The 22,551-nt window shown below is 71.6% G+C and carries 23 protein-coding genes; 9 read left to right on the forward strand and 14 right to left on the reverse strand.

Annotated elements, in window-relative coordinates; translation table 11 throughout:
- The first annotated feature begins 15 nt into the window (after positions 1 to 15).
- Positions 16 to 729 (forward strand): endonuclease/exonuclease/phosphatase family protein, encoded by a 714-nt coding sequence (locus F0L68_RS00935; RefSeq protein ID WP_149847436.1) that lies wholly within the window; start codon positions 16 to 18, stop codon positions 727 to 729.
- 101 nt (positions 730 to 830) lie between these two features.
- On the opposite strand, the gene F0L68_RS00940 is transcribed toward F0L68_RS00935, so the two are convergent.
- A complete protein-coding gene (locus F0L68_RS00940; RefSeq protein WP_149847437.1) occupies positions 831 to 1,388 on the reverse strand; it encodes a TetR/AcrR family transcriptional regulator in 558 nt (185 codons plus the stop codon).
- Positions 1,389 to 1,538: 150 nt separating this feature from the next.
- On the opposite strand from F0L68_RS00940, the gene F0L68_RS00945 reads away from it, so the two are divergent.
- Positions 1,539 to 2,378 carry a nuclear transport factor 2 family protein gene (locus F0L68_RS00945; protein ID WP_149847438.1) on the forward strand — a complete coding sequence of 280 codons (840 nt, stop codon included), beginning with the start codon at positions 1,539 to 1,541 and terminating at the stop codon, positions 2,376 to 2,378.
- A 28-nt stretch (positions 2,379 to 2,406) separates the two neighbouring features.
- On the forward strand, positions 2,407 to 3,015 hold the full coding sequence (locus F0L68_RS00950; protein ID WP_223198383.1) for a LysE family translocator: 609 nt from the start codon (positions 2,407 to 2,409) through the stop codon (positions 3,013 to 3,015).
- Positions 3,016 to 3,164: 149 nt separating this feature from the next.
- Here F0L68_RS00950 and F0L68_RS00955 read toward each other — a convergent pair whose 3' ends face one another.
- The 4 genes from F0L68_RS00955 to F0L68_RS00970 are packed head-to-tail and all read right to left on the reverse strand — an operon-like array spanning position 3,165 to position 6,021.
- Entirely contained in the window at positions 3,165 to 3,548 is a 384-nt protein-coding gene (locus F0L68_RS00955; protein WP_149847439.1) for a nuclear transport factor 2 family protein, read from the reverse strand.
- Between the two features lie 18 nt (positions 3,549 to 3,566).
- Positions 3,567 to 4,358, reverse strand: a complete 792-nt coding sequence (locus F0L68_RS00960) for a molybdenum cofactor biosynthesis F family protein (protein ID WP_149847440.1) — start codon at positions 4,356 to 4,358, stop codon at positions 3,567 to 3,569.
- Between the two features lie 17 nt (positions 4,359 to 4,375).
- Complete coding sequence (locus F0L68_RS00965) at positions 4,376 to 5,185, reverse strand: SDR family NAD(P)-dependent oxidoreductase (RefSeq protein WP_149847441.1); 810 nt, start codon at positions 5,183 to 5,185, stop codon at positions 4,376 to 4,378.
- Positions 5,186 to 5,208: 23 nt separating this feature from the next.
- A complete protein-coding gene (locus tag F0L68_RS00970) occupies positions 5,209 to 6,021 on the reverse strand; it encodes an SDR family NAD(P)-dependent oxidoreductase (protein ID WP_188316317.1) in 813 nt (270 codons plus the stop codon).
- A gap of 148 nt (positions 6,022 to 6,169) precedes the next feature.
- Here F0L68_RS00970 and F0L68_RS00975 point away from each other — a divergent pair, with 148 nt between their 5' ends.
- The 3 genes from F0L68_RS00975 to F0L68_RS00985 all read left to right on the forward strand — a co-directional run bounded on the left by F0L68_RS00975 (position 6,170) and on the right by F0L68_RS00985 (position 9,836).
- Entirely contained in the window at positions 6,170 to 7,207 is a 1,038-nt protein-coding gene (locus F0L68_RS00975) for an ABC transporter permease (protein ID WP_149847443.1), read from the forward strand.
- Positions 7,208 to 7,281: 74 nt separating this feature from the next.
- On the forward strand, positions 7,282 to 8,337 hold the full coding sequence (locus F0L68_RS00980) for a sugar ABC transporter substrate-binding protein (protein ID WP_149847444.1): 1,056 nt from the start codon (positions 7,282 to 7,284) through the stop codon (positions 8,335 to 8,337).
- Positions 8,337 to 9,836, forward strand: a complete 1,500-nt coding sequence (locus tag F0L68_RS00985) for a sugar ABC transporter ATP-binding protein (RefSeq protein WP_149847445.1) — start codon at positions 8,337 to 8,339, stop codon at positions 9,834 to 9,836. Before F0L68_RS00980 ends, F0L68_RS00985 begins: the two co-directional genes overlap by 1 nt.
- Before the next feature lie 26 nt (positions 9,837 to 9,862).
- On the opposite strand, the gene F0L68_RS00990 is transcribed toward F0L68_RS00985, so the two are convergent.
- Positions 9,863 to 10,768: a MerR family transcriptional regulator gene (locus F0L68_RS00990; RefSeq protein WP_149847446.1), complete on the reverse strand. Its 906-nt coding sequence runs from the start codon at positions 10,766 to 10,768 to the stop codon at positions 9,863 to 9,865.
- A 44-nt stretch (positions 10,769 to 10,812) separates the two neighbouring features.
- Here F0L68_RS00990 and F0L68_RS00995 point away from each other — a divergent pair, with 44 nt between their 5' ends.
- Positions 10,813 to 11,550: a maleylpyruvate isomerase family mycothiol-dependent enzyme gene (locus F0L68_RS00995; protein WP_149847447.1), complete on the forward strand. Its 738-nt coding sequence runs from the start codon at positions 10,813 to 10,815 to the stop codon at positions 11,548 to 11,550.
- A 125-nt stretch (positions 11,551 to 11,675) separates the two neighbouring features.
- Positions 11,676 to 12,164, forward strand: a complete 489-nt coding sequence (locus tag F0L68_RS01000) for a GNAT family N-acetyltransferase (protein ID WP_188316318.1) — start codon at positions 11,676 to 11,678, stop codon at positions 12,162 to 12,164.
- A gap of 85 nt (positions 12,165 to 12,249) precedes the next feature.
- On the opposite strand, the gene F0L68_RS01005 is transcribed toward F0L68_RS01000, so the two are convergent.
- Positions 12,250 to 13,320: a DmpA family aminopeptidase gene (locus F0L68_RS01005; RefSeq protein WP_149847449.1), complete on the reverse strand. Its 1,071-nt coding sequence runs from the start codon at positions 13,318 to 13,320 to the stop codon at positions 12,250 to 12,252.
- The gene (locus tag F0L68_RS01010) at positions 13,317 to 13,925 is read right to left on the reverse strand and encodes a TetR/AcrR family transcriptional regulator (RefSeq protein ID WP_149847450.1); all 609 of its coding nucleotides are present in this window, start codon (positions 13,923 to 13,925) and stop codon (positions 13,317 to 13,319) included. Before F0L68_RS01010 ends, F0L68_RS01005 begins: the two co-directional genes overlap by 4 nt.
- A 142-nt stretch (positions 13,926 to 14,067) precedes the next feature.
- Between F0L68_RS01010 and F0L68_RS01015 the strand changes: the two genes are divergently transcribed.
- Positions 14,068 to 15,420 (forward strand): APC family permease, encoded by a 1,353-nt coding sequence (locus tag F0L68_RS01015; protein WP_149847451.1) that lies wholly within the window; start codon positions 14,068 to 14,070, stop codon positions 15,418 to 15,420.
- Here F0L68_RS01015 and F0L68_RS01020 read toward each other — a convergent pair.
- Genes F0L68_RS01020 through hpaD form a run of 6 tightly spaced genes read right to left on the reverse strand, consistent with a single transcriptional unit; the run spans position 15,417 to position 22,337 of the window.
- Positions 15,417 to 16,889 (reverse strand): GMC family oxidoreductase, encoded by a 1,473-nt coding sequence (locus F0L68_RS01020; RefSeq protein WP_149847519.1) that lies wholly within the window; start codon positions 16,887 to 16,889, stop codon positions 15,417 to 15,419. The genes F0L68_RS01015 and F0L68_RS01020 overlap by 4 nt on opposite strands.
- A 29-nt stretch (positions 16,890 to 16,918) precedes the next feature.
- Positions 16,919 to 18,418: a 5-carboxymethyl-2-hydroxymuconate semialdehyde dehydrogenase gene (gene hpaE, locus F0L68_RS01025; RefSeq protein ID WP_149847452.1), complete on the reverse strand. Its 1,500-nt coding sequence runs from the start codon at positions 18,416 to 18,418 to the stop codon at positions 16,919 to 16,921.
- Between the two features lie 11 nt (positions 18,419 to 18,429).
- Complete coding sequence (dapA, locus tag F0L68_RS01030) at positions 18,430 to 19,359, reverse strand: 4-hydroxy-tetrahydrodipicolinate synthase (RefSeq protein ID WP_149847453.1); 930 nt, start codon at positions 19,357 to 19,359, stop codon at positions 18,430 to 18,432.
- Positions 19,356 to 20,030 (reverse strand): GntR family transcriptional regulator, encoded by a 675-nt coding sequence (locus tag F0L68_RS01035; RefSeq protein WP_149847454.1) that lies wholly within the window; start codon positions 20,028 to 20,030, stop codon positions 19,356 to 19,358. Before F0L68_RS01035 ends, dapA begins: the two co-directional genes overlap by 4 nt.
- Positions 20,027 to 21,442: a fumarylacetoacetate hydrolase family protein gene (locus F0L68_RS01040; protein ID WP_149847455.1), complete on the reverse strand. Its 1,416-nt coding sequence runs from the start codon at positions 21,440 to 21,442 to the stop codon at positions 20,027 to 20,029. Before F0L68_RS01040 ends, F0L68_RS01035 begins: the two co-directional genes overlap by 4 nt.
- 43 nt (positions 21,443 to 21,485) lie before the next feature.
- Positions 21,486 to 22,337 (reverse strand): 3,4-dihydroxyphenylacetate 2,3-dioxygenase, encoded by an 852-nt coding sequence (hpaD, locus tag F0L68_RS01045; RefSeq protein ID WP_149847456.1) that lies wholly within the window; start codon positions 22,335 to 22,337, stop codon positions 21,486 to 21,488.
- Between the last annotated feature and the right edge of the window lie 214 nt (positions 22,338 to 22,551).

Raw genomic sequence — 22,551 nt, forward strand, 5'->3', positions numbered from 1 at the left:
CTAGCATCGGCAGGCATGATCACGGTGGCTACCTGGAACGTGCTGCATCGCATCCATGCGGAGAACTGGGGCGACGGTGAATTGGGACGGTGGCCGGACGAGTCCGCTCGAATCGCGGCAATCACAGCGCGATTGGTGAAGCGAACGGAGCACGTCGTCGCTCTCCAGGAAGTCAGCGGTGACCTTGTCGCCAGCCTCCGCGACGCCATGCCTGACCGGACCGTCCACACATTCAGGTATCCCCGCGTCCCGCGCCCCCGCAGCGGTACATCTCCCCTGCGCGATCCCAGCGAACACCTCGTGCTTCTGGTCGATGGACCTAGCGAGGAGGTTGCCGCCGAATCCTTCGAGGACGACCCGGGCAAGGGAGCGCTCATGGTGCGGACGGCGGGAACACTCGTCATCGCCACCCACGTCAGGGCGGACGAGCGTCGCACACGCCAACTCGCCCGCCTCGCTGAACTGGCTACCAAGTCGCCAGAAGGCACGTCGATACTGCTCGGTGACTTCAACACCGAACGCGCCGCCGTGGCATCGGGCCTCGGCAGCGGCTTCACCGTCGCAGACCTCCCTGTGGATGGGCTGCCGACTCGGCCGGGTACGTCGAGTTCGAAGTCGCAGCGCATCGACCACGTGGTGGTGTGGGGAACTGGGGTCGATGGCGCGGCGGTCGAGGACGTGGACGGCCTCTCAGATCACAACATCGTCCGCGCGACCGTCGCCGCGTGAGCCACCTCGGCACATCGTCCAGGTCTCCTGGCATCGGCGGCCTCGCCGGATTCCCGCTCTCCGGGCCTGCCGGTGTCCGGGGCGGCAGCGGTGTCGCGGCCTCAGCGAAGCTCGTGACGTAGTCCGTTCAGGAGGAGCGCCAGCAGGCGGTCGGCTTGCGTGGCGCTGTCCGGGCCGTCCTGGGCGGCCCAGGCGATGGCGCCGATCATCTTCAACACGTCGGCCGCGTCCGCATCGGCGACGACCGCGCCTGACTGCCGTGCCCGCGCCAGCAACGCGGCTCCCACCTCGAACAGTTCCGCATGCCAGGTCGACACCACGGACTGCTCGCGGTCGAGTGCCGAGTTCATCACCGCGGCCGACAGGCCTCGATAGGTCAGGCCGTGCTGGAGCGTGGCGCGCAACCAGGTGGACAACGCGGCGAATTCGTCCTCGGCCGTCTCGAGCCCGCGACCCAGGTCGACCAACGCGGCGATCCGCTCGGCGAGCACCGCCTCGATGAGATCCAGCCGGGTGGGGAAATGCCGGTACAGCGTGCCGCTGGCCACTCCGGCCCGCCGCGCGATCTCGTCAAGGGAGGCGTCCGTGCCGGACTCGGCGAACGCGATTCTCGCCTGCTCGACCAACTGCTCGTAGTTACGTCGGGCGTCCGCGCGCATCGGACGCCCGGCACGCGACCGCGAGTCGTGACCTGCCAACGCAATCACCACACCCTTGTCAACCGGGGACACAGTCCGTTACCGTCTCCACCTAACCGGACCATGCCTCATGTTACTGGCATGGCTCCCCCGGCATGGAGGGGCCTTCCGATGGCGCTGACCGAACGCGACCGAATCGACATCCACGACCTGATCAATCTCCACGGCCACCTCACCGACGCCGGCGAGCTGGACCGGGCGAGTGAACTGTTCACCCCAGATGTCGTCTACGACCTGGACGACTTCGGCCTCGGCTCAGTACACGGACCCGCGGCCCTGCGCGAGGCCGCGCTCGCCATGGGCGCCGCCAATCCGGTCGGCCATCACGTCACCAACATCGTGATCACGCGGATCGACGATGGTTCCGCGCGGGTCCGGTCCAAGGGAATCGGTATCAAGGCCGACGGAACGGCCGGCAGTGTCGTCTACGACGACGTCGTCACCCGCCGACCCGACGGCTGGAAAGTCAGCTACCGCAAGGTGATCGCCAGGCGAACGCCCCTCGGCGGGCACGAGGTCGGTCCGCGCGCGGTTCTGGAGCTGCATCGCCAGGCCGCCGTCGACCAGTCCGTCGAGGACATGCGGCGCGTGTACGCGATCGACGCGGTCCATGAGTTCCCGTTCGCCTATCCCGGCGTGCCGTCCCGGTTGGCGGGCCGCGACAACATCGTGAACTGGATCGCCGCGGGGTGGCAGGCCAATCCGCTGAAGTACGAGCATTACCGCATTCTCGCCATCCACGACACCAGCGACCCGGACACGATCATCGTCGAGCAGGAGGCCCTCGGGACCAGCCCGACCACCGGCGAGTTCGCGCTGCCCAACATCATGGTGCTCACCGCGCGCAACGGGCAGATCGTCCGCCTGCGCGACTACGTCAACATCCTGGCCGCCGCGGCCGCCCTGGGAGACGAGCTCCCAACGCGCGAAGAGGCTGAGACGGCACGGTGACTGCCGGGCGGTAGCGTCGGCGGATGCGATGGCATCTCGTGCTCGAATTCGTCGTTGCGGTGACGCCAATCTGCCTGACCCCGGGGGCCAGCTTCACCCTTGTCACGCAACGGGTGGCCACGGCAGGCGGCGCGACGGGCTGCTGGTCGCGGCGGGCACGGCGACCGGCCTGTGCGTGCACGCCACGCTGGCCGCGATCGGACTGTCGGCTCTGGTGATGCAGTCGGCCAAGGCGTTCACGGCGGTCAAGCTGGTCGGCGCGCTCTACCTGGTCTGGCTCGGGATCACCACGTTCAGGGCGGCGCGCCGCCGTCCGTCCGCGCCGACCCGGTTGCCCTGGACCGGGCACGGCGGCTACCTCCAGGGCTTTCTCGGCAACGTGCTGAACCCGAAGGCGGCCGGCGTGTACCTGACGCTGGTGCCGCAGTTCGTGGATTCCGGCGGCAGCGTGGCCGGGCAGATCGCCGTGCTCGCGGTGGCCCATGTCGCGGTGGCGGTGAGTTGGCTGACGGTGTGGACGTTCGTGGTGGCCGCTGCGCGGCGGACCATCGGTTCGGGGTGGTTCAAGACCGCGATGAGCCGGGTCACCGGAGCGGTCCTGGTCGCGCTCGGCGCCAGGAGCGCGGTCAGCAGTTGATGGTCGGCCTCGGGTTGGGGTGCGGGCAAGGGTTGGGGTCGCGGGGTGAGGGTTCGGGTTGCGGGGTGAGGGTTCGGGTTGCGGGGTGACGCGGTGGTGGTCGGCGTGGACCGGTGTGTGGTCGCCTCCGGCCGCGGCGGATCGTGGCGTTACCTCGGTTCCAGCGCGGCCGTGTCGGCGATCTGCTCGAAGCTGCTGACCTGGCCGTCGGTCACGTGCCAGACGTGCGCGAACCGGGCGGTCGCCTCCTGGCCGGTGGACCGGTGCGTGCCGGCGTAGCGGCCGAGGGCGACGACCGCTGTGCCGCCGTCGACCAACTCCTCCACGGTGACGGTGAAATCCGCCCAGTCGCACCCAATCCGCGCGAGCACGCCGTCGATGATCTGCTCCGCGCCGACGTAGGTGCCGCCGTAGGGCGAGCCGGCCGCCTCGGTCCAGGTCGCCCCCGGGGCCAGCACGGCGAGCATGCCTTCGACGTCGCCCCGGTCGGATGCCGCGTAGTGCGCGCGGACGAGGTCAAGTGCGTCGCTCATCGTGTTCCTCCTGCTCGGTCAGACCGGTTCGCCGTCGGCCGGGTACTCGACGCGGCCGAGCGGGGTGATCAGCGCGCCGCCCGGCGCGGACCGGACCTCGCCGTGCTTGTCGATGCCGAAGAACATGCCGGTGGTGCGCATCGCGTCGAGATCGTAGAGCCAGGTGGTGGCCACCGGGATCCGGAACTCGCGGAAGGTGAACACGTACCGCCCATCCGCGATCCGCCACGCGGTGGCCAGGTCCACGTCTCCGTGCCCGCGCTGCTCGCCGACCAGGCACTGCCAGGCGTACCGCGTCGAGCTGAGGTACACGTGCTCGTAGAGGTGGTTCGGGCTGTACCGGTAGAGCGCGCGCCAGCCGATCAGGTCCCTGGTCGGGGCGGGAGCCTCGCCGGCTGGGGCCACGCCGTCGCCGAGGTCGAGCACGCCGGGGCGGAACTCCTGGGACACCCTCGGCACGCCGGGCTCGGCCTCCTCGGCGATCCGCGAGGTGACGGTGAGCGTGCGGCGCGTCGCGACGTCGGCGACGAGGACCTCGGTGACCAGCGGGCGGTCCAGGAAACTCCGGTGCACGAAGAAGATTCCCGGCGCGCCCTCGACGGCCTCGTAGGCGTCCTCGCCCTCGGCGTCGCCTGCCCGCCAGGCCACGCGCGAGTCCGTGAACCGCAGCGCGGTCTCGCCGTTGCCGTCGCGCACCACCCAGTTCCGGCCGTGGAGCGCGCGGCTGGCCGGCAGGCGGTTGCCGTCGATCCCAGCGGCGAAGTCGTCCATCGCCTTCCAGTCGTACGGCGCACCGTCCTGTGTGGACATTCTGATCTCCTGACGTGTCACAGCGTACGGCCGAGTTCGATGGTCGGCAGGTCGACGGCGCTCGCCCCGGCATCGGCGGTGAGCACCGCGCCGCTCATGATCGAGGAGTCCTGCGATGCCAGAAACGCGATCACCGAGGCGATCTCCTCGGGCTCGGCCGGCCGCCCCAGCGGGGTGTTCTCGGTGACCAGCGCGTACGCCTCGGCGCGGCTGATGCCGCGCGCCGCTCCGAACTCGTCCATCTGCACGTCGCCCATGGCGGTGCGCACCCACCCGGGGCACACCACGTTGGCCCGCACGCCCTTGCGGCCGTAGTCGCGGGCGATCGAGCGGGTCAGCCCGATCAGGGCGTGCTTGGTGGTCACGTACCCGCACACGCCCGGCCCGGAGAACAGCCCGGCGAGCGAGGACACCAGCACCACCGAACCGCCCCTGACCAGCAGCGCCGGCAGGGACTCGCGGATCGTGACGAACGCGCTGGTGAGGTTCGCGTCGAGACTGTCCTGCCAGGACTTGTCGTCGGTGTCGAGCGCGGCGCCGAGGCCGTGCCCGCCCGCGTTGGCGACCACCACGTCGAGCCGGCCGAACCGGTCGACGGTCTCGGCGACCACCGCCCGCATCGCCGAGGAGTCGGCCGCGTCGGCGGAGAGCGCGAGCGCCGCGTCGCCGAGCGGCTCGGCGACCTCCCGCAGCGGGTCCGCGCGCCGACCGGTCAGCACCACCCGCGCGCCATCCTCGACCAGCCGGCGCGCGGCCGCCGCGCCGATTCCGGTGCCGCCACCGGTGATCAACGCGACCCGGCCGGCCAGTCGGTTGGCTCCGCTCATCGGTTCGTTCCTCTCCTCGTGCGTCAACTGGTCACCAGCCCACCGTTCGGGCTGATGATCTGCCCGGTGAAGTACGCGCCGTCCGGCCCGGCCAGGAACGCCACGGTGGCGGCGATCTCGGCGGGCAGCCCGAACCGGCCGAGCCCGATCTGCTGCTCGATGACGCGCCGCAGCACCGGCCGGATCACGTCGCCGAGCGGGGTCTCGACATAGCCGGGGGCCACCGCGTTCACCCGGATGCCAAGCGGCGCAACGTCCCTGGCCACCGCCTTGGTCAGGGCCTGGATGCCGCCCTTGGCCGCCGAGTAGTGCGGCAGGTGCTCGCAGCCGGTGAGCCCGCAGGTCGAGGAGATGTTGACGATCACCCCGTCGCGCTGCTCCCGCATGACCCGCAGCGCGGCGCGGGTGCCGTAGAAGGTGCCGTCCAGGTGCACGCTCAGCATCCGGTGCCACGCCTCGTCGGTGATGCCCAGCGTCGCGTCCAGCACGGTGGTCGGCTCGCCGGTGGCGGCCTCATCCACCCGCGCGGCCAGCCGGTCGAAGGCGTCCTCCGCCTCCTGCCCGCCCCGGATGCCGGCGTTGTTGACCAGGATGTCCAGCCGCCCGTAGCGGTCGACGACGGCGGCGACGGCGTCCTCGAGCTGCGCCGCGTCCGAGACGTCCGCGCAGACGGCCATGCCGCGCCGGACCAGTCCCGCCGTCAGCTCGGCTCCGGTCGAGTCGATGTCGAGCGCCGCGACCAGCGCGCCCTCGGCGTCCAGCCGACGGGCGATCGCCTCGCCGATGCCGGAGCCGGCCCCGGTGACCAGTGCCACCTTGTCCTCGATGCTGCCCATGTCCGGTGACGCTAGTGAGCCGACCGGCCGATCCCCCGCCATCGGCGCTGGCCGGTGCGCTGATGGTCAACGGGTGTTCGTTGTCGGGCAAGTGTTCTTCGTCTCTCCGCCGCAGGCTGTTGCAGCATCAACGCGGGACGGAGACGGCATGACCACCCAGCTGCACGAACAGGCGTCGAGCACGGACGACCAGCGCCGCAGGAACGCGGTGCTCGGGTTGGCCACGCGGGCGGTGCGCGCGGAGTCGAGCAGCGTGCTGGCCGCGACAGTCCTGCTGGTCCTGGTGATCGGCGCGCTGCGGCCCGCGTTCTTCAGCGTCGGCCAGCTGCGCGACGTGCTGAACAGCTCGGTGTACGTGGCGCTGCTCGCCGCCGGCATGTCGTTTCTGTTGTCCATGCGGGAGATCGACCTGTCGGTCGGCTCGATCTTCGGGCTGTCGCTGATCTCCACGGCGCTGCTGATGCGCGGCGGGGTCAGCCCGTGGCTGGCCGGCGCGCTCGGCGTGCTGCTCGGCGGCGTGCTCGGGCTGGTGAACGCCGTTGTGGTGCACTACATCGCGATCCCCGCGTTCGTCGCGACCCTGGCCACGATGCAGCTGTACCGGGGGCTCGCGGTCGCGTTGGGCAACGGGCAGCAGGTGACCGGGCTGCCGTTGGACGACTCGTTCTTCACGGTGCTCGGCGGCACCGAGCTCGGCCTGCCGGTCAGCGTCTGGGTGCTGATCGCGGTGACGCTCCTGCTCACCGGGTTGCTGCGGTTCACGCCGTTCGGCTACCGGGTCAGGTCGATCGGGTCCAACCCGGACGCCGCGGCGTTCTCCGGCATCTCCATCGCCGGCACCCGCACGAAGGTGCTGGTGTTGATGGGCGCCGTCGGCGGCCTCGCCGGCGTGTTGGGGCTGGCGTTCTTCACCTCGGGCGACCCGAACATCGGCACCGGCTTCGAGTTGCAGGCGATCGCCGCCGCGGTCATCGGCGGCACGCCGCTGCGGGGCGGCACCGCGACCGTGTTCGGCGCCGTGTTCGGCGCGATCCTGCTCGGGGTCGTGTCCAGCGGGCTCGTGTTCTTCAGCATTCCCGCCAACTGGAGCTCCTTCGCCACCGGACTGGTGGTGCTCCTCGCGGTCGCCGTGGACAGCGTCCTGCGCAGCAGGCGACGCGCCCGCGAGTCCGCATTCGGGCTGTAGCGGCATCCACTCAGGATCTCGAACGGTCCCTCCCCCACAAGGACATTCCGCCCCCACAAGGAAAAGAGGTCACCATGCGTCCCTACTGGTGCGTGGCGGTCGCGGCCGGTGTGCTGCTGGTCAGCGCGTGCGGCGCGGCAGGCTCCGGTGCGGCGGGCTCCGGCGGTCCGGTCAAGCTCGCCTTCGTCTACGCCACCTCGTCACAGAACCCGTTCCAGGAGATGGCTTTCGGCGCGAAGGCGGCCGCGGCCGACATCGGGGGTGTCGACCTCGCGCTCAGCGCGCCGACCGGAATCAACGGGCCGCAGGAGGTCACCCAGTTCCTGTCCACGATCCACAACTCCAAGGACGGGGTGGCGCTGGAGACGCTGACGCCCGACCTGTTCGTGCGGCCGCTGAACCAGGCCGCCGACCTGAACGTGCCGGTGGTCGCGGTGGACACCGCGCCGCCGGCCGGCACGAAGGTCGGCTTGTTCATCGGCAACAGCAACACCGAGCTCGGCAAGGCGCTCGGCGAGGAGTTCGTCAAGCAGGTCCCGGCGGACGCGACCGGCGAAGTGGTGCTGGGCAACGACATTCCCGGCCTCGGACTGCTCCAGCAGCGACTGGACGGGATGCGGTCGGTGATCAAGGCGAAGCGCCCCGGCCTGACCATCAGTGGACCGTTTGACTCCGGCTCCGAGCCGACCAGCAACTTCAACAACTGGAACGACATCGTGAAGGCGCACGCCAACGCGATCGCGTACCTGGGGGTCGGCGCGCAGGACGCGGTGTCGTTGGCACTGATCCAGAAGAACACCGGGCGGAAGTTCCTCGCCGGCTCCTGCGACCCGGACACCTCGGCGTTGCAGGCCGTGAAGGACGGGTACGTGTTCGCGCTGGCGTCGCCGGAGCACTGGCTCAAGGGCTATGTGGCGCTGCGGCTGCTGGCCGAGCGCGCCAAGTCCGGTAAGGCGCTGCCGACCGGGTGGTGGAACACCGGGTCGCTGGTGGTGAACTCCGCCAACATCGACCAGATCATCGCACGGCAGCACGACGAGGGCAGCCGCAAGGCCGCGTTCAAGGCGGAGACCGACAGGCAGCTCGCGAACCCGAGCGGCTACCTGCGTCCGCTGGCCGAGGCCAACTGATGGACGCGGCGCTCGCGGCCACCGGCATCGCGAAGGCCTACGGCGGAGTGACCGCCCTCGCCGGAGCCGACCTGACGCTGCGGGCCGGCTCGGTGCACGCCCTGCTCGGCGAGAACGGCGCGGGGAAGTCCACCCTGATCAAGATCATCACGGGCGCGGTGTTCCCGGACGGCGGGAGCCTGCTGATGGACGGCGCGGAGACGCGCTTCAGCAGCACCGCGCACGCCGCCGCGAACGGCGTCGCGGTGGTCTCCCAGGAACTCAACCAGTTCCCGGACCTCGACGTGCTGGCGAACCTGTTCCCCATGCGCGAGCCGACCAGGGGTCCGCTGCTGCGCCGCGCCGAGATGCTGGCGCTGGCGCGGCCGGTGCTGCGGCAGCTCGGCGTCGACGTGAACCCACGGCGGCGCCTGGGCACCCTTTCGTTGGCGCAGCGGCAGTTGGTGGAGATCGCCAAGGCGCTGATCGTGCGGCCGAAGGTGCTGATCCTGGACGAGCCGACCTCCGCGCTTGACCCGGCGAGCTCCGCGCGGCTGCTGGAGATCCTGCGGGTGCTGCGGGATCGGCGGGTGGCGGTGGTGTTCGTGTCGCACCTGCTGGAGGAGGTGCTGAGCCTGTGCGACGAGATCACCGTGCTGCGCGACGGGCGCACCGTGCTCGCCGGCCGACCAAGGGCGGAGCTGGCGATCGGCGACATCGTGCACGCCATGCTCGGCAGCCTGCCGCCCGTCGCGACCCGCGGTACCCGTCGCGGCGTCGACGCGTTTGGCGTGGAACTGGTGGACGTCAGCGTGCCGGACCGGCTCAGCGGGGTCAGCCTCGGCGGCGGCCGGGGCGAGATCGTCGGCCTGGCCGGGCTGGCGGGCTCCGGCCACACCACCGTCCTCGAGGTGATCGCGGGGCTGCGGCGGCCGAGCCACGGCACGGTCCGGCTGCCCGACGGTCGCGCCGCGCCGCGCGACTTCCGAGCCGCCATCCGCGCGGGTGTCGCGCTGGTGTCCGGGGATCGGCGGCGGGTCGGGCTGATGCTGGACAAGCCGATCTGGGAGAACACCGCGCAGGTCGCGTCCGTCGCGCTCGGCCGGGGCGGAGGGTTGCTGCGGGTCGGGCCGCTGCGCGCGGCGGCGCGCGAGCTGGTGGATCGGGTGCGGGTCCGGCCGGCGACGGTGGACACCAGGGCGGGGCTGCTCTCCGGCGGCAACCAGCAGAAGGTAGTGCTGGCCAAGTGGTTGGCGGCCGATCCCTCGGTGCTGCTGCTGGACGATCCGACGCGGGGTGTCGACCTCGGCGCCAAGGCTGAGATCCACGCGCTGCTGCGCGCGATCGCGGACGCGGGGGCCGCGGTGCTGCTGTGCTCGACGGACCTGGACGAGTTGGGCGCGGTGTGCGACCGGGTGCTGGTCTTCCATCGGGGCTCGGTGTGCGCCGAGCTGACGGGCGATTCCATTGACCAGCACACGATCCTGCACACCATGAACACGGGAGTCGTGGAGGTGTAAGTACGGGCTGTGGAGCGCGGGCAGCCTCAGTCGACCGAGCGGTCCAGGGCGTCGAGCAGCCAGGTGTGGGTGACGCCGACCGGCGCGGGTTCGTCGGTGATCTCGCCGGCGAGGCGCCAGTAGCGGCGCATCTTCGGGTGCCGGTCGGCGGCGGTGCGCCGGTTCAGTGCGCGCCGGAACTCCGGCGTGTCGCCGGTGCCGAGCGCGGCGGCGTGCGCCGCGACGAACCGGTCGAGCGCGGGCCCCGGCTCCGGTCCGACCCCGGCCGCCACCTGGGGGAACGCCAGCTCGCAGGCCGCGTCGACGGCGGCGTGCAGCGCGCCGAGGTCGGCGATGCGGTCGTGGTTGACCAGCGTGCTGGCCCGTAGCTGGATGGCCAGTGCCCGGTCGGCGGCGAGCAACACCAGCTCGGCGTAGGCGACGACCTGCGCTGGGGTCGGCAGCTCCGGCGGTCGAGGCGCGCCGATGTCGAGGAACATGCGGGCCGTGTCCGGCGGGATCGGTCCGCTCGTCATCGGGCGCCAGAGCCGAACGAGGGTGTCGTGCGCGGCGAACCCGTCCTGCACCTCGGACAGCAGTTCGAGCCGGGCGGCGCGGTCGGTGGGTGCGGCCTCCTCGACCGCGCGGAGCGCCGAGCGTCGCCAGGCCAGCGTCGCCACCTCGCGGTCGAGCGTGGCCCGCTCGGCCGCCACGGCGTCGGCGAGGGAACAGCCGCCGGCCAGGACGTCGGTGATGGACCGCAGGCCCAGCCCGAGCCCGCGCAGCCGCCGGACCAGGTTCAGCCGGTCGACCGTGGCCGCGTCGAACCGGCGGTGCCCGCCGACGCTGCGCGCGGGCTCCAGCAGCCCCTCGTCGCAGTAGAAGCGGATCGTGCGGACGGGCACGCCGGTCCGCCGCGCCAGGTCGCCGATGCCGAGTGTGTCGCCGGTCACTATCGGTTGAACCTCCAGCCGAGTGGAGTTCCTACGGTACGTCCATGGAGATCGCACGACTTGTCGAGGGACTGCACGAGCGCACCGCCGGGCTCGCCGAGGCGGTGGCCGGCGCGGACCCGACCATGCTGGTGCCGACGTGTCCGGAGTGGCCGCTGCGGGTGCTGGTCGGGCACATCGGCCAGGCCCACCGCTGGGCAGCGAGCATCGTCCGGTCCGGGCCGACCCCGGTGCCGGACCCGTTCGACGCGGACCCCGGCAGCCCGGCGGACTGGCCCGACTGGCTGCGGTCGGGCGCCGAGGACCTCGCCGACGCGGTGCTGGCGGCCGGCGAGGGTCCGGTGTGGACGTTCTTCGGCCCGGCGCCCGCGACGTTCTGGCTGCGCCGAATGCTGCACGACACCACCGTGCACCACGCCGACGCCGCGCTCGCCACCGGCACCGCGTTCGAGGTGGCGCCGGACCTCGCGGCCGACGCGATCACCGAGTGGCTGGAGCTGGTCTCCGACCCGATCGCGACAACGATCAAACCCGCCTTCGCCGAACTGCGCGGCACCGGCCAGACCCTCCGGCTCCACCCGGACACCGGCGCGGGCTGGCTGATCACCCGCACTCCGGACGGCTTGCGGTGGGCGCATGCCGCCGACGCGGCGGACGCGACGCTGGCCGGCCCCGTCCGGGACCTGCTGCTGGTGCTCACCCGACGGCTGCCGGCCGGCCGGGTCACGATCACCGGCGACCGCGACCTGGTCGACCACTGGCTCACGCACACCGCGGCCTAGGACGGCCTGCTCAAATCGGGCCCCCAACCAACACAGCAAGAACCAGGGAGCGCCCTCAACCAAGCCGCCTGACCGACGAATCCCATTCGATGGACCCCGGCCGACGCATCGGCAACCCTGTCCGGGTGACCGCGATTGATGTCCGGCCTGCTGTGGCTAGCGATGCCGCCTTCATCCGCCGCACGCTGGAGGCGAGTTGGGGTGCCACGATGGTGGCCGTGCACGGCGAACTGATCGACGCAGCGACACAGTCCGTCTTGATTGCCCGGGATGCCGAACACCGCCGCGTAGGGCTGTTGACCTACCGGGCCGAGCCGAGCGATGTCGCGTGGGAGATCGTGTCGCTGGACGCCACTACGCCAGGTGTCGGCGTGGGAACCGCGCTGATCAGCGCCCTGCGTTCCCAGGCCCGCCAGTCCGGGGTCCAACGTCTGTGGCTGGTCACCACCAACGACAACACGGATGCGCTGCGCTTCTACCAGCGTCGAGGCTTCGATCTGGCCGCGCTGCATCGCGACGCGGTGACCGTCGCGCGGCGGCTCAAGCCCGCCATTCCCCAGCTGTCGAACGGAATACCCCTCCGCCACGAGCTTGTCCTGGACATGCGGCCCTAGCTTCGCCAGCCACAAACCCACTCCACTGGACCAGCCATGGAGGAGTTTGACATTGAGGCACGGGAAACGTGCCGCCACAACGAGGTCACCGGGACAGCAGCGACCGCAACGCCGTCGTCGGCAATGCCGGAGTCCGGTGGCCCGCACGGCCGACCATCTCCTCGTTGCACACCAACGCGTTCAGCACGGCCTCCTCGACGGACTGCACCACCGCGTCCAGGAACGGGTCGATGCGGCTCCACGGCACGAACCGCATCGACTCGTACCATGGCGTGTCCTGGTCGGGGAAGGCGCTCGTCAGCGCGCCGGGGTTCGCGGTGGAGAAGGCCAGGAACAGGTCGCCGGAGAAGTGCGAGCCGAACGTCCCGGTGCGGGCAAGGCCCAGCGGCACCCGCCTGGCCAGGGCTGCGCACTGGCCGGGCAGCAGCGGGGCGTCGGTGCCGATCACGACGATCACCGACCCAGCCCCTGGCACGGCGACGCCCTCCATCGGGTTGTCCTCGGCCAGCTGCGGGCCGACGTGGACGCCCGCCACCGTGAGGTCGCGCCGGGAGCCGAAGTTGGCCTGTACGAAGGCTCCCACGGTGTACCGGTCCGCGCCGTGCGCCACCACGCGGGAGGCCGTGCCGCTGCCGCCCTTGTAGCCGTAGCAGTTCATGCCGGTGCCGCCACCGACCGAACCCTCCGGCACCGCTCCCCCGCGCGCCGCGTCGATCGCCGCGACCGCGTGCGCGGGCTGGACCGTCGGCGCGTTGATGTCGTTGAGGTAGCCGTCCCAGGTCTCGGCGACCACGGGCAGCAGCCACTGGTCCGCCGCGCCCGGCCGCTCGCGGACCACCCAGTCGATCACGCCACGGTGACACGGCCCCACCGCGTGCGTGTTGGTGATCAGCACGGGCAGCGTGAGCGAGCCGGACTCCGCGAGCCACGCGGCCCCGGTCAGCTCGCCGTTGCCGTTGAGGACGTGCGTGCCGGCGGCGCACGGGACGTCGAAACCGGAACGGCCGCGCGGCAGGATCGCAGTGACCCCCGTGCGCACCCCGGCGCCCTCGACGAGGGTCGTGTAGCCGACCTCGATCCCGGGCACGTCGGTGATCGCGTTGTGCGGGCCGGGTTCCCCGTGCAGCGGGATGCCGAGGTCGCGAGCGCGGGTCACAGGTCCTCCAGGGCGCAGCGGGTCGCGGTGGCAGCGTACGAGCGGATCGCCGACTCGGCCACGGCGACGTCGAGGGCGGGCACGGCGAGGGTGAGGTGCAGGCCGTACCCGTCTTCCAGCGTGACCAGGTTGCGGGCGATCGACAGCGGATCGGCGACCAGGTCGAACACGCCGGTCGCCGCGCCGGCCTCGAGGATCGCCGTGTAGATGGCCACCTGTCGTTCGTACAGCGCGATGTGCCGCGCCGCGTAGACGGGATCGCGGCGCGCGACGGCGCCCAGTTCGTAGAGCAGCAGGCACAGTTCGTCGTCCGGGCCGGCCGGGAGTCCACTGTGGATGGTCGCGAGGAGTCGAAGCCTCGGGTCAAGGTGGTCGCGCGCGACCCGTTCGCGGGCGACGCAGAACCGGTCGACCGCCTCCCGCTGCACCTCGGCCAGCAGCTCGGCGAGCGAGGGGAAGTAGTAGAGCACCGATCCAGAGGACATGCCGGCGCGGTCCGCGACGTCACGGAGCCGGAGGTCCACGATGCCGCGCTCGACGACGGCCGCCCGCGCCACCTCGACGAGCTGCGCGCGGCGCTCGGCCGCCCTGTTTGGTCGTGCCATGCGGCCATTCTTTGCAGACCGTTCAGGGAACGCAAAGCCCGGAACGTTCACGGCTTGAACTCAGTGGCTCAGGCAACTTTGATGCCACCAACACGTGGTTTCTCGAAGGGGGTTCGGAGAACTCGACCTGAGGAGGACTGCCTTGGCCACGCTTCGCAGAAGACTCAAATTCGTTGGCACACTGCTGATCACGCTGTCGGCGATCAGCCCGGCCTCGTCCGTGTTCATCATCGCCCCCGGCGCGATCGGCACCGCGGGGTCCGGCGCGTTCTGGAGCTTCCTGCTCGCCGGGATCGTCGGGCTGTTCATGGCGTTCGTCTATGCAGAACTCGCCTCGGCGTACCCGCTGGCCGGCGGCGAGTACGCCATCATCGCGCGGGTGTTGGGGCGGCTGCCCGGTTTCGTGGCACTCGGCCTGATGTTGGTCACCCAGCTGTTGATCATCTCGGTGATCGCGCTCGGTGTCGGAACCTATCTCTCCGTCCTGGTGCCCGGCCTGCCGGGACAGCCGGTGGCCGCGGTGGTGTGCCTGGCCGCCGCAACGGTCGCGGTGTTCGACATCCGGCTGAACGCGTGGGTGACCGGCGTGTTCCTCGCCATCGAGCTGTTGGCGCTCGGCGTGGTCAGCTGGCTCGGGCTCGCGCACCCGGCGCGGCCGTTCACCGAGCTGCTCGCGCATCCCGTGACGGGCAACGGCTCGGTGCCGGCGTCGGTCGGCGTCATCGCGGTCGCCATGGCGGTGGCCATCTTCGCCTACAACGGGTACGGCTCGGCCGTGTACTTCGGCGAGGAGACGCGGGACGCGCCGCGCGGCATCGCCCGCGCGATCCTGTGGGCGCTGGGGATCACCGTGCTGGCCGAGCTGATCCCGGTGACGGCGGTGCTGCTCGGCTCCCCCGACCTCGGCTCGTTGTTCGGCGCCGGCAACATGATGTCCTACTTCCTCACCGCGCGCGGCGGCGGCGCGCTCGACACCGCCGTCAGCCTCGCCGTCGCGCTTGCCATCATCAACGCGGTGCTGGCCATCGTGTTGATCAGCGCGCGCATGGTGTTCAGCACGGCCCGCGACGCGGCCTGGCCGGCGCGGGTCAACCGTGGGCTGTCGAGGATCCATCCTCGCTTCGGCACGCCGTGGATCGCCACCATCCTGACCGGCGCGGCCAGCGCGATCCCCTGTTTCCTGCCGCCGACCGTGCTGCTCGTGGTCACCGGCACGTCGATCGTGGTCGTCTACGCCGGGCTGTGCCTCGCCGCGATCGTGGGGCGGCGCAACGGTTCCACGGCGCACGCGGCCTACCGGATGCCCTGGTTCCCGGTCGCCCCGGTGCTCGCGCTGGCCGCGCTGGGATATGTGTTGTGGCAGAACGCCCTTGACACCGCGATCGGCCGGCCCAGCCTGCTGGTCACGGTCGGCATCGGGGTCGTGGCGGCCGCGTACTACCTCGGCGTGCTGCGGCGGCGGGGCTCGTGGACGCTGCGCGGGCCGACAGATTAGGGAGACGCTTCGGCGATCATGGTCGCGGCCCGTTCCGCGATCATGATCGTCGGGGTGTTCGTGTTGCCGGTGACGATCGTTGGCATGACCGACGCGTCCGCGACCCGCAGGCCGGCCGCCCCGTGCACGCGCAGCCGAGGGTCGACGACCGCGCCGACGTCGGGGTCGACGCCCATCGCGCAGGTGCCGGCCGAGTGGTGGTAGGTCGTCACGGTCCGGCGAACGTACTCGGCCAGGTCGACCCCCTGACCCGGATACAGTTCGGCCGCGCCCCAGGGCCGCAGTGCCGACGCCGCACCGATCTTCCTGCCGAGCTCGACCCCGGCGACCAGCGCAGCCAGGTCGGCCGGCGCGGACAGCACGCGCGGGTCGATCAGGGGCGGACCGTCGATGTTCCTGGCCGGCAAGGTGATCCGGCCGACGCTCGCCGGCCGGACCAGGCCGGCCATCAGCGTGAAACCGTTGTCGGGGCCGGACATCCACGGCTCGTACAGCGGCGCACTGAAGTGCAGCGGTTGCAGGTCGAGCGCGCCGGGACGGCTGTGCCAGAACAGATGCGTCTGCGTCGCGGGGAGGCCAGGGGTGTGTTCGATCGGGCGCTCCGCGCCGAAGATCACCGGGGCAAGCCAGTGGTCCTGGAGGTTCTCGCCGACGCCGGGCAGGTGCGCCGCCACCTCGACGCAGAACGCGCGCAGGTCGTCGGCGGGGCCGATGCCGGACCGCAGCAGCAGCGCTGGCGACCCGATCGCGCCGGCGGCCAGCACCACCTCGGCCTCGGCCATCGCCTGGCGCGGCGAGCCGTCCTGCCGCCACTCGACGCCTCGGCACCGCCCCCGCGACACCAGCAGGCGGGACACCTCGACGCCGGTCAGCACGGTCAGCCGGGGATCGTCGAGCACCGGCTCCAGGTACGCGTGCGCGGTGGTCCGCCTGCGCCCGTCGGCGATGGTGAACTGCATGCGGCTGACACCGGCCTGGGCGCCGTTGTTGTAGTCGGGGTTGTACGGCACGCCGGACTCGACGCAGGCGTCGAGGATGGCGCGCTGAATCGGGTCCGGGGTGTAGTCGCGGAGCACCGGCAGCGGCCCCGAATCGATGGCGCGGAACACCGGTTCGACGTCCGCCCAGGACCAGCCGGGGTTGCCGAGCGCGGCCCAGCCGTCGTAGTCGGAGCTGGTGCCGCGCACGTGAATCATCGCGTTCAGCGCGTGCGAACCGCCGAGCACCCTGCCCCGTGGCAGGTGCAGCCGCCGGTCGGCCGCATGCCGTTGCGGCACGGTCCGCAGGCCCCAGTCCTGCTTGCTGTCCCACAGTTCGTGCATGCGCAGCGGGTCGTGGATGGCGGGGTTGGTGTCCCGATCTCCTGCCTCAAGCAGCAGCACCCGCGCGCCGGTGCGGTCCAGCAACCGGCGCGCGAGCACCGAGCCCGCGGTGCCGGCGCCGACCACGACGTAGTCGGCTGTCACCACGCCGTGGCCGGCCTCGGCCCGCCGCGGTGTCACGAGGCCGCGCCGAACCTCGGCGCGGGCAGCTCGCCGACGGCCACGTGCACGATGCGGAGGTCGCTGTAGAAGTCGACGCTGTGCGCGCCGCCCTCCCTGCCGACACCGCTGGCCTTGATGCCGCCGAAGGGGGTGCGCAGGTCCCGCACGTTGTGCGAGTTCACCCAGAGCATCCCGGACTGCACGGCCCGCGCGACCCGGTGCCCGCGCGCCAGGTCCCGCGTCCACACGTAGCCGGCCAGGCCGTAGCGGGTCGCGTTGGCGAGTTCGACGGCCTGCTCCTCGGTGTCGAACGGGGTCACCGCGACGACCGGGCCGAAGATCTCCTCCTGGAAGATCCTGGCGTCCGGCGCGACGTCCGCGAACACCGTCGGCGCCAGGAAGTTCCCTTCCGGCAGGTGGTCCGGCCGGCCGCCGCCGGCCACCAGCCGCGCCTGCGACCTGCCGATCTCGACGTAGTCCAGCACCCGCGCGTAGTGCTCGGGGTGGATCAGCGCACCGACCTCGGTGGCGGGGTCCGCCGGCAGTCCGACCCTGGTCGCCCGCGCCCGCGAGGCGAGGGCCTCGGTGAACTCCTCGTAGACGGAACGCTCGACGAGCACGCGGGAACTGGCCGTGCAGCGCTCGCCGTTGAGCGAGAACACGCCGAACACGGCGGCGTCCAGGGCCGCGTCGAGGTCGGCGTCGGCGAACACCACGCAGGGCGACTTGCCGCCCAGCTCCATGGACAGCTCTTTGAGGTGCGCGGCGGCGGAGCGCATGATGATCTGCCCGGTTCCGCTCTCGCCGGTGAAGGACAGCCGGGGCACGTCGGGGTGCGCGACCAGCGCGGCGCCCGCGGCCTCGCCGATGCCGTGCACGAGGTTGAACACCCCGTCCGGCACGCCCGCCTCCGCCATGATCTCGGGCAGCAGGCTGGCCGACAGCGGCGACCACTCGGCCGGCTTGAGCACCACCGGGCAGCCCGAGGCGAGGCTGGGCGCGAGCTTCCAGGTCTCCAGCATGAACGGCGTGTTCCACGGCGTGATCAGCCCGGCGACGCCGGCCGGCTGCCGGATCACGTAGTTGACCTGCTTGCGCCCCACCAGATAGGTGTCCTCGTGCAGCGCGACGATGACGTCGGCGAAGTAGCGGAAGTTCTCCGCCGCCCGGTGCGCCTGGCCCTTGGCCTGGGTGATGGGCAGGCCGGTGTCGAAGGTCTCCAGCTCGGCCAGCCGGTCGGCGCGCGACTCGATCGCGTCGGCGATCCGGTTGAGAACGCCGGCGCGTTGCCTGGCCGGCAGGTCGGGCCACGGGCCGTCGGTGAACGCGCGCCGCGCCGCCGCGACGGCGAGGTCGACGTCGGCCGCCTCCCCCGCCGCGACGCGGCCGTACTCCTGGTTGGTGACCGGGTCGGCCACGCCGAAAGTGCCACCGTCCACACTGGACACCGACTTGCCGTCGATGTGGTGCAGCAGCTCGGCCGGCAGGTCGACCGGGCGGGGAACTGCGGTCATGGTCGGGCTCCTCACGCGAAGGTCGGGGCGACGAGCAGGTGTTCGGCCTGCGCGCGCAGTTCGGCGATCCGGCGCAGGCCGGCCGGGGTCGGCTCGATCAGCGGCGGCCGCACGTGGCCGCTGCCCAGCACGCCGAGGTCGGCGAGCACGTGCTTGGCCGGGGCCGGGTTGGTCTCCACGAACAGCAGCTCCACCAACGGATGCAGCTGGTAGTGCAGGTCGATGGCCGCCTCGCGCTCGCCGGCGGTGTAGTGCTCGTACATCCTGGCGACGGCGGCGGGCGCGAGGTTGGCCAGCGCGCTGACGAACCCGGCCCCGCCGATCGCGAGCAGCGGCAGGCACAGCAGCTCGATGCCCGACCACATCAGGAAGTCCCGGCCGCAGGCGTGCAGGACGTGCGAGTAGTGCTCGAAGTCCTTGGTGGTCTCCTTGATGCCCACGATGTTGTCGTGCTCGCGGCGCAGCCTGGCCACGGTCGCCGGCGCGATGTCCACGGCCGTCCTGGACGGCACGTTGTAGATCACGATGGGCTGGTCGGGGAACTCCCGCGCGACCGTGGCGTACCACGCGTGCAGGCCGTCCTGGGTCGGCCTGCTGTAGTAGGGCGTGATCACCAGCGCGAGGTCCGCGCCGAGGCGGTGCGCCTGCTCGGTCAGCTCAAGGGTCTCGTCCAGCTTCGCCGAGCCGGTGCCCGGCAGGAACGGGAGCTCGTCGGCGGTCTCCTCGGCGACGATCCGCATCGCCGCGACCCGCTCGGCCACGGTCTGCGCGCTGGGCTCCCCGGTCGAGCCGCCGATGGACACGCCGTGCGAGCCCGCCTCGCGCTGCCAACGGACCAGTCGGCGCAGGCCGTCCTCGTCGAGCGCGCCGTCGGCGGTGAACGGCGTGACCAGCGGGGCGAGCGAGCCCCGGATCGAGGCCGGGTCGGAACGGAACCTCATGTCGGGTCCTCCAAACGGGTCAGGGGCAGCAACGCCCGCACGGTTGTGAGTTTGTGTCGCCGCGCGAACTCCTCGACGACGGCGGCGGGTTCGCCCGTCCGCAGCAGCAGGAGCAGTTCGTCGTGCTCCCGTACCGACTCGCTGGCCCGGCCGGGCACGAGGCTGAAGGTGGAGCGGCGCATCAGGTCCAGCCGGCCCCACTCGCGGTCGATCAGCCCGCGCACGTGCGGGTTGGGGCAGGCCGCGCACAGCAGCAGGTGGAACTCGCGGTTGAGGCGGGTGAAGCCGAGCGGGTCGAACTGTTCGAGGCTGGCCCGCATCCGCCGGTTCAGCTCGGCGGCCCGGTCCAGCGTGGCGGTCTCGATCCGGCCGACCGCGCTGCCGACGGCGTAACCCTCAAGCAGCGCAAGGGTTTCCATCGAGTGCCGGTACTCCCCGGGGTCGATGGCGGCGACCTGCGCGCCGATGTTGCGCTCGAACACCACCCAGCCCTGCGCCTCCAGCTGGCGGACGGCCTCCCTGATCGGCACCGGGCTGATCTTCAGGTCGCGGGCGAGCTGATCGAACACGAGCCGGCTGCCGGGGCCGTAGTGCCCGGACACGATCCGCTGCCGGATCGTCTCGTAGGCGTACTGCGCCTTGGACCTGCCCTCCAGCAGCGGCTCCGTCACGGGGACTCCCCGGCGAGCACCCACCGCTCGTACTCGGCGCGCTTGGCCGGCCCGAGCGGGTAGAGCCCGTCGATCGCGTCGCCCGCCTCGACCCGGTGCAGGATGAACCGTTCCTGGCGCTCCTGTTCCTCGGCGTCCCTGGCGACCTCGTCGACCAGCGCAGGCGGGATGAGCAGCACGCCCTCGCCGTCGCCGACCAGCACGTCACCCGGCCGCACCAGCACGCCGCCGCAGGCGACGTCGACCCCGGTCTCCCACGGCACGTGCCTGCGGCCGAGGACCGCGGCGTGCGCGCCTGCCGAGTAGGTCGGCAGGTCGAGGTGGCCGAACGACGGGCTGTCGCGCAGGCAGCCGTCGGTGACGATGCCGGCGGCGCCCCGACGCAGCGCGCGCATCGCCAGGATGTCGCCGATGGTGCCGGCGCCCTGCTCGCCGCGCGCGTCGATGACCAGCACCTCGCCGGGTCCGAGCTGTTCGACGGCGCGCTTCTGCGCGTTCATGCCGCCGCCGCGCTCGGCGAACAGGTCTTCGCGCAGCGGCAGGAACCGCAGCGTGTGCGCGATGCCGACCATCCGCAGGTCCGGCCGCGCCGGGCGGAGACCGGTCAGGAACGTGTGCTGGAGGCCGCGCCTGCGCAGCTGGCTGGACAGCGTCGCGGTGGACACCGAGCGCAGCGCCAACCTGGTCGCGGCGCTGATCGCGGGCACCGCGTTGCCCAGCGCCGCGGCCCGGTCGGCGGCGGTGACCTGGGGCCGCGCGCCGGGCGCCGGCAGTTCGTCCTCGGACTCTCTGACGTGGTTGCGCAGCGGTTCGGTGTCGCCGACGGCGACCTCCACCAGGTCGCCCGGCTCGACCACGGTCGCGCCGGTCGGCGTACCGGTGAGCAGGATGTCGCCCGGCTCCAGGGTGACCAGCCTGGACAGGTCGGCGATCAGGTAGCCGAAGTCGAACAGCAGGTCGGCGGTGCTGGCCTCCTGCGCGAGCACGCCGTTGACCCAGGTCCGCAGCCGCAGCGCGCCGAGGTCGAGCTCGCGCGGGTCCAGCAGCGCCGGCCCGACCGGGGTGTAGCCGTCGGCGCCCTTGCTGCGCAGGTTGGATCCCCGGTCCGCGTGGCGGAGATCGTGCACGCCGAAGTCGTTGGCCGCGGTGATGCCGCCGATGTGGTCGACGGCGTCGGCGCGGTCCACCCGGCTGGCCCGCCTGCCGATCACCACGGCGATCTCGCCCTCGAACGCGGACAGCGTGGTTCCCTTGGGCCGCACCAGGTCCCGGCCGGTCCAGGACAGCGAGGACGGCGGCTTGAGGAAGTAGGACGGCTCGGCGGGGAACCTGCCGCGTTCGGCGGCGCGGCTGCGGTAGTTCAGGTGCACCGCGATGATCTTGGACGGCTTGAGGCCGAGGGGGTGTGCCACTGCGTGCTCCTGGAAGGGTCGGTACGACCTAAATCGGTACGGCCTAAGCCGGCACAGGGAAGTCCACGATCACCTGGCCGGTGCCGCTGCTCGGGAAGTACTCGCACAGCTGCTCGCCGTGGCCGGTGTAGGCATCCCAGCCCAGCAGGCCGAACAGCATCGCGGTGTCGGCCATCGCCGCCTCGCCGGTGCAGCGCTCGTTGTAGGTGGGCAGCGTGGCGAGGAACTCCGCGATCCGGCCGTCCCGCCACTGTTCGAGCACGACGCGGTCGGTCTGCTCGTTGAACGGGTTGCTGATTCGGTTCAGGTACGCCGAGGAGATCTCGTTGGTGGGGAACTGATGCGACAGCGAACCGCTGGCCAGGAACGCCACCTTTCGGTCGCTGCGCAGCACGGCGCGCGCGATCGCCTCGCCGACGCGGCGGTTCTCCTCGATCGTCGAGTAGATGTTGCAGCCGATCGGCAGCACCGCGAGCGGGTCGCCGTCGCGGTTCATGAAGTGCATCGGCACCAGCGTCGCGTACTCGAGGCCGAGGTCGGTCACGTTGTGCACCAACGCGTGCTGCCCGCCGTTGTCGATCTCCTCGCCGACCAGCGCGGCCAGTTCGGGGCAGCCGGGGTAGTCGTAGACGAGGTCGGCGATGAAGTGCGGCAGCTCGTGCGAGGCGTAGCTGCCGTGGTGCCGCGCCTTGCCGTTGAGGTGGAAGCCCATGCTGTTCATCCAGTGCGAGTCCGCCACCAGGAAGGTGTCCGCGCCGCGTTCCCGCGCGCGCCTGCCCACCTCGGCCAGCCCCAGCTCCGCGGGTCGCCGGATGCCGTGGTGCCGGCCCGGCTGCACCGACAGCCAGATCGACGGCACGTGCGTGATTTTCGCGGCCAGCACCAGCTCACCCATGGTGACCTCCTCGATCGAGGATCGTGTAGCAAATCGAATACGATTCGCCCGAGGCGACGGCGACGCCGCTGATTCGCCCTGGCGCCAACAGGTCTAACAAAGCCGACGGGCATCGCCTTGACCCGCAGCGCACGGCCGTTGACGCGCAGCGCATGGGCCGTGTTCCCGGCGGACTCCGCAGGTAGCGCCTCTTGACGATTCCCGGGAGAAGGCA

Source organism: Solihabitans fulvus, assembly GCF_008386585.1.
Taxonomy (GTDB): domain Bacteria; phylum Actinomycetota; class Actinomycetes; order Mycobacteriales; family Pseudonocardiaceae; genus Solihabitans; species Solihabitans fulvus.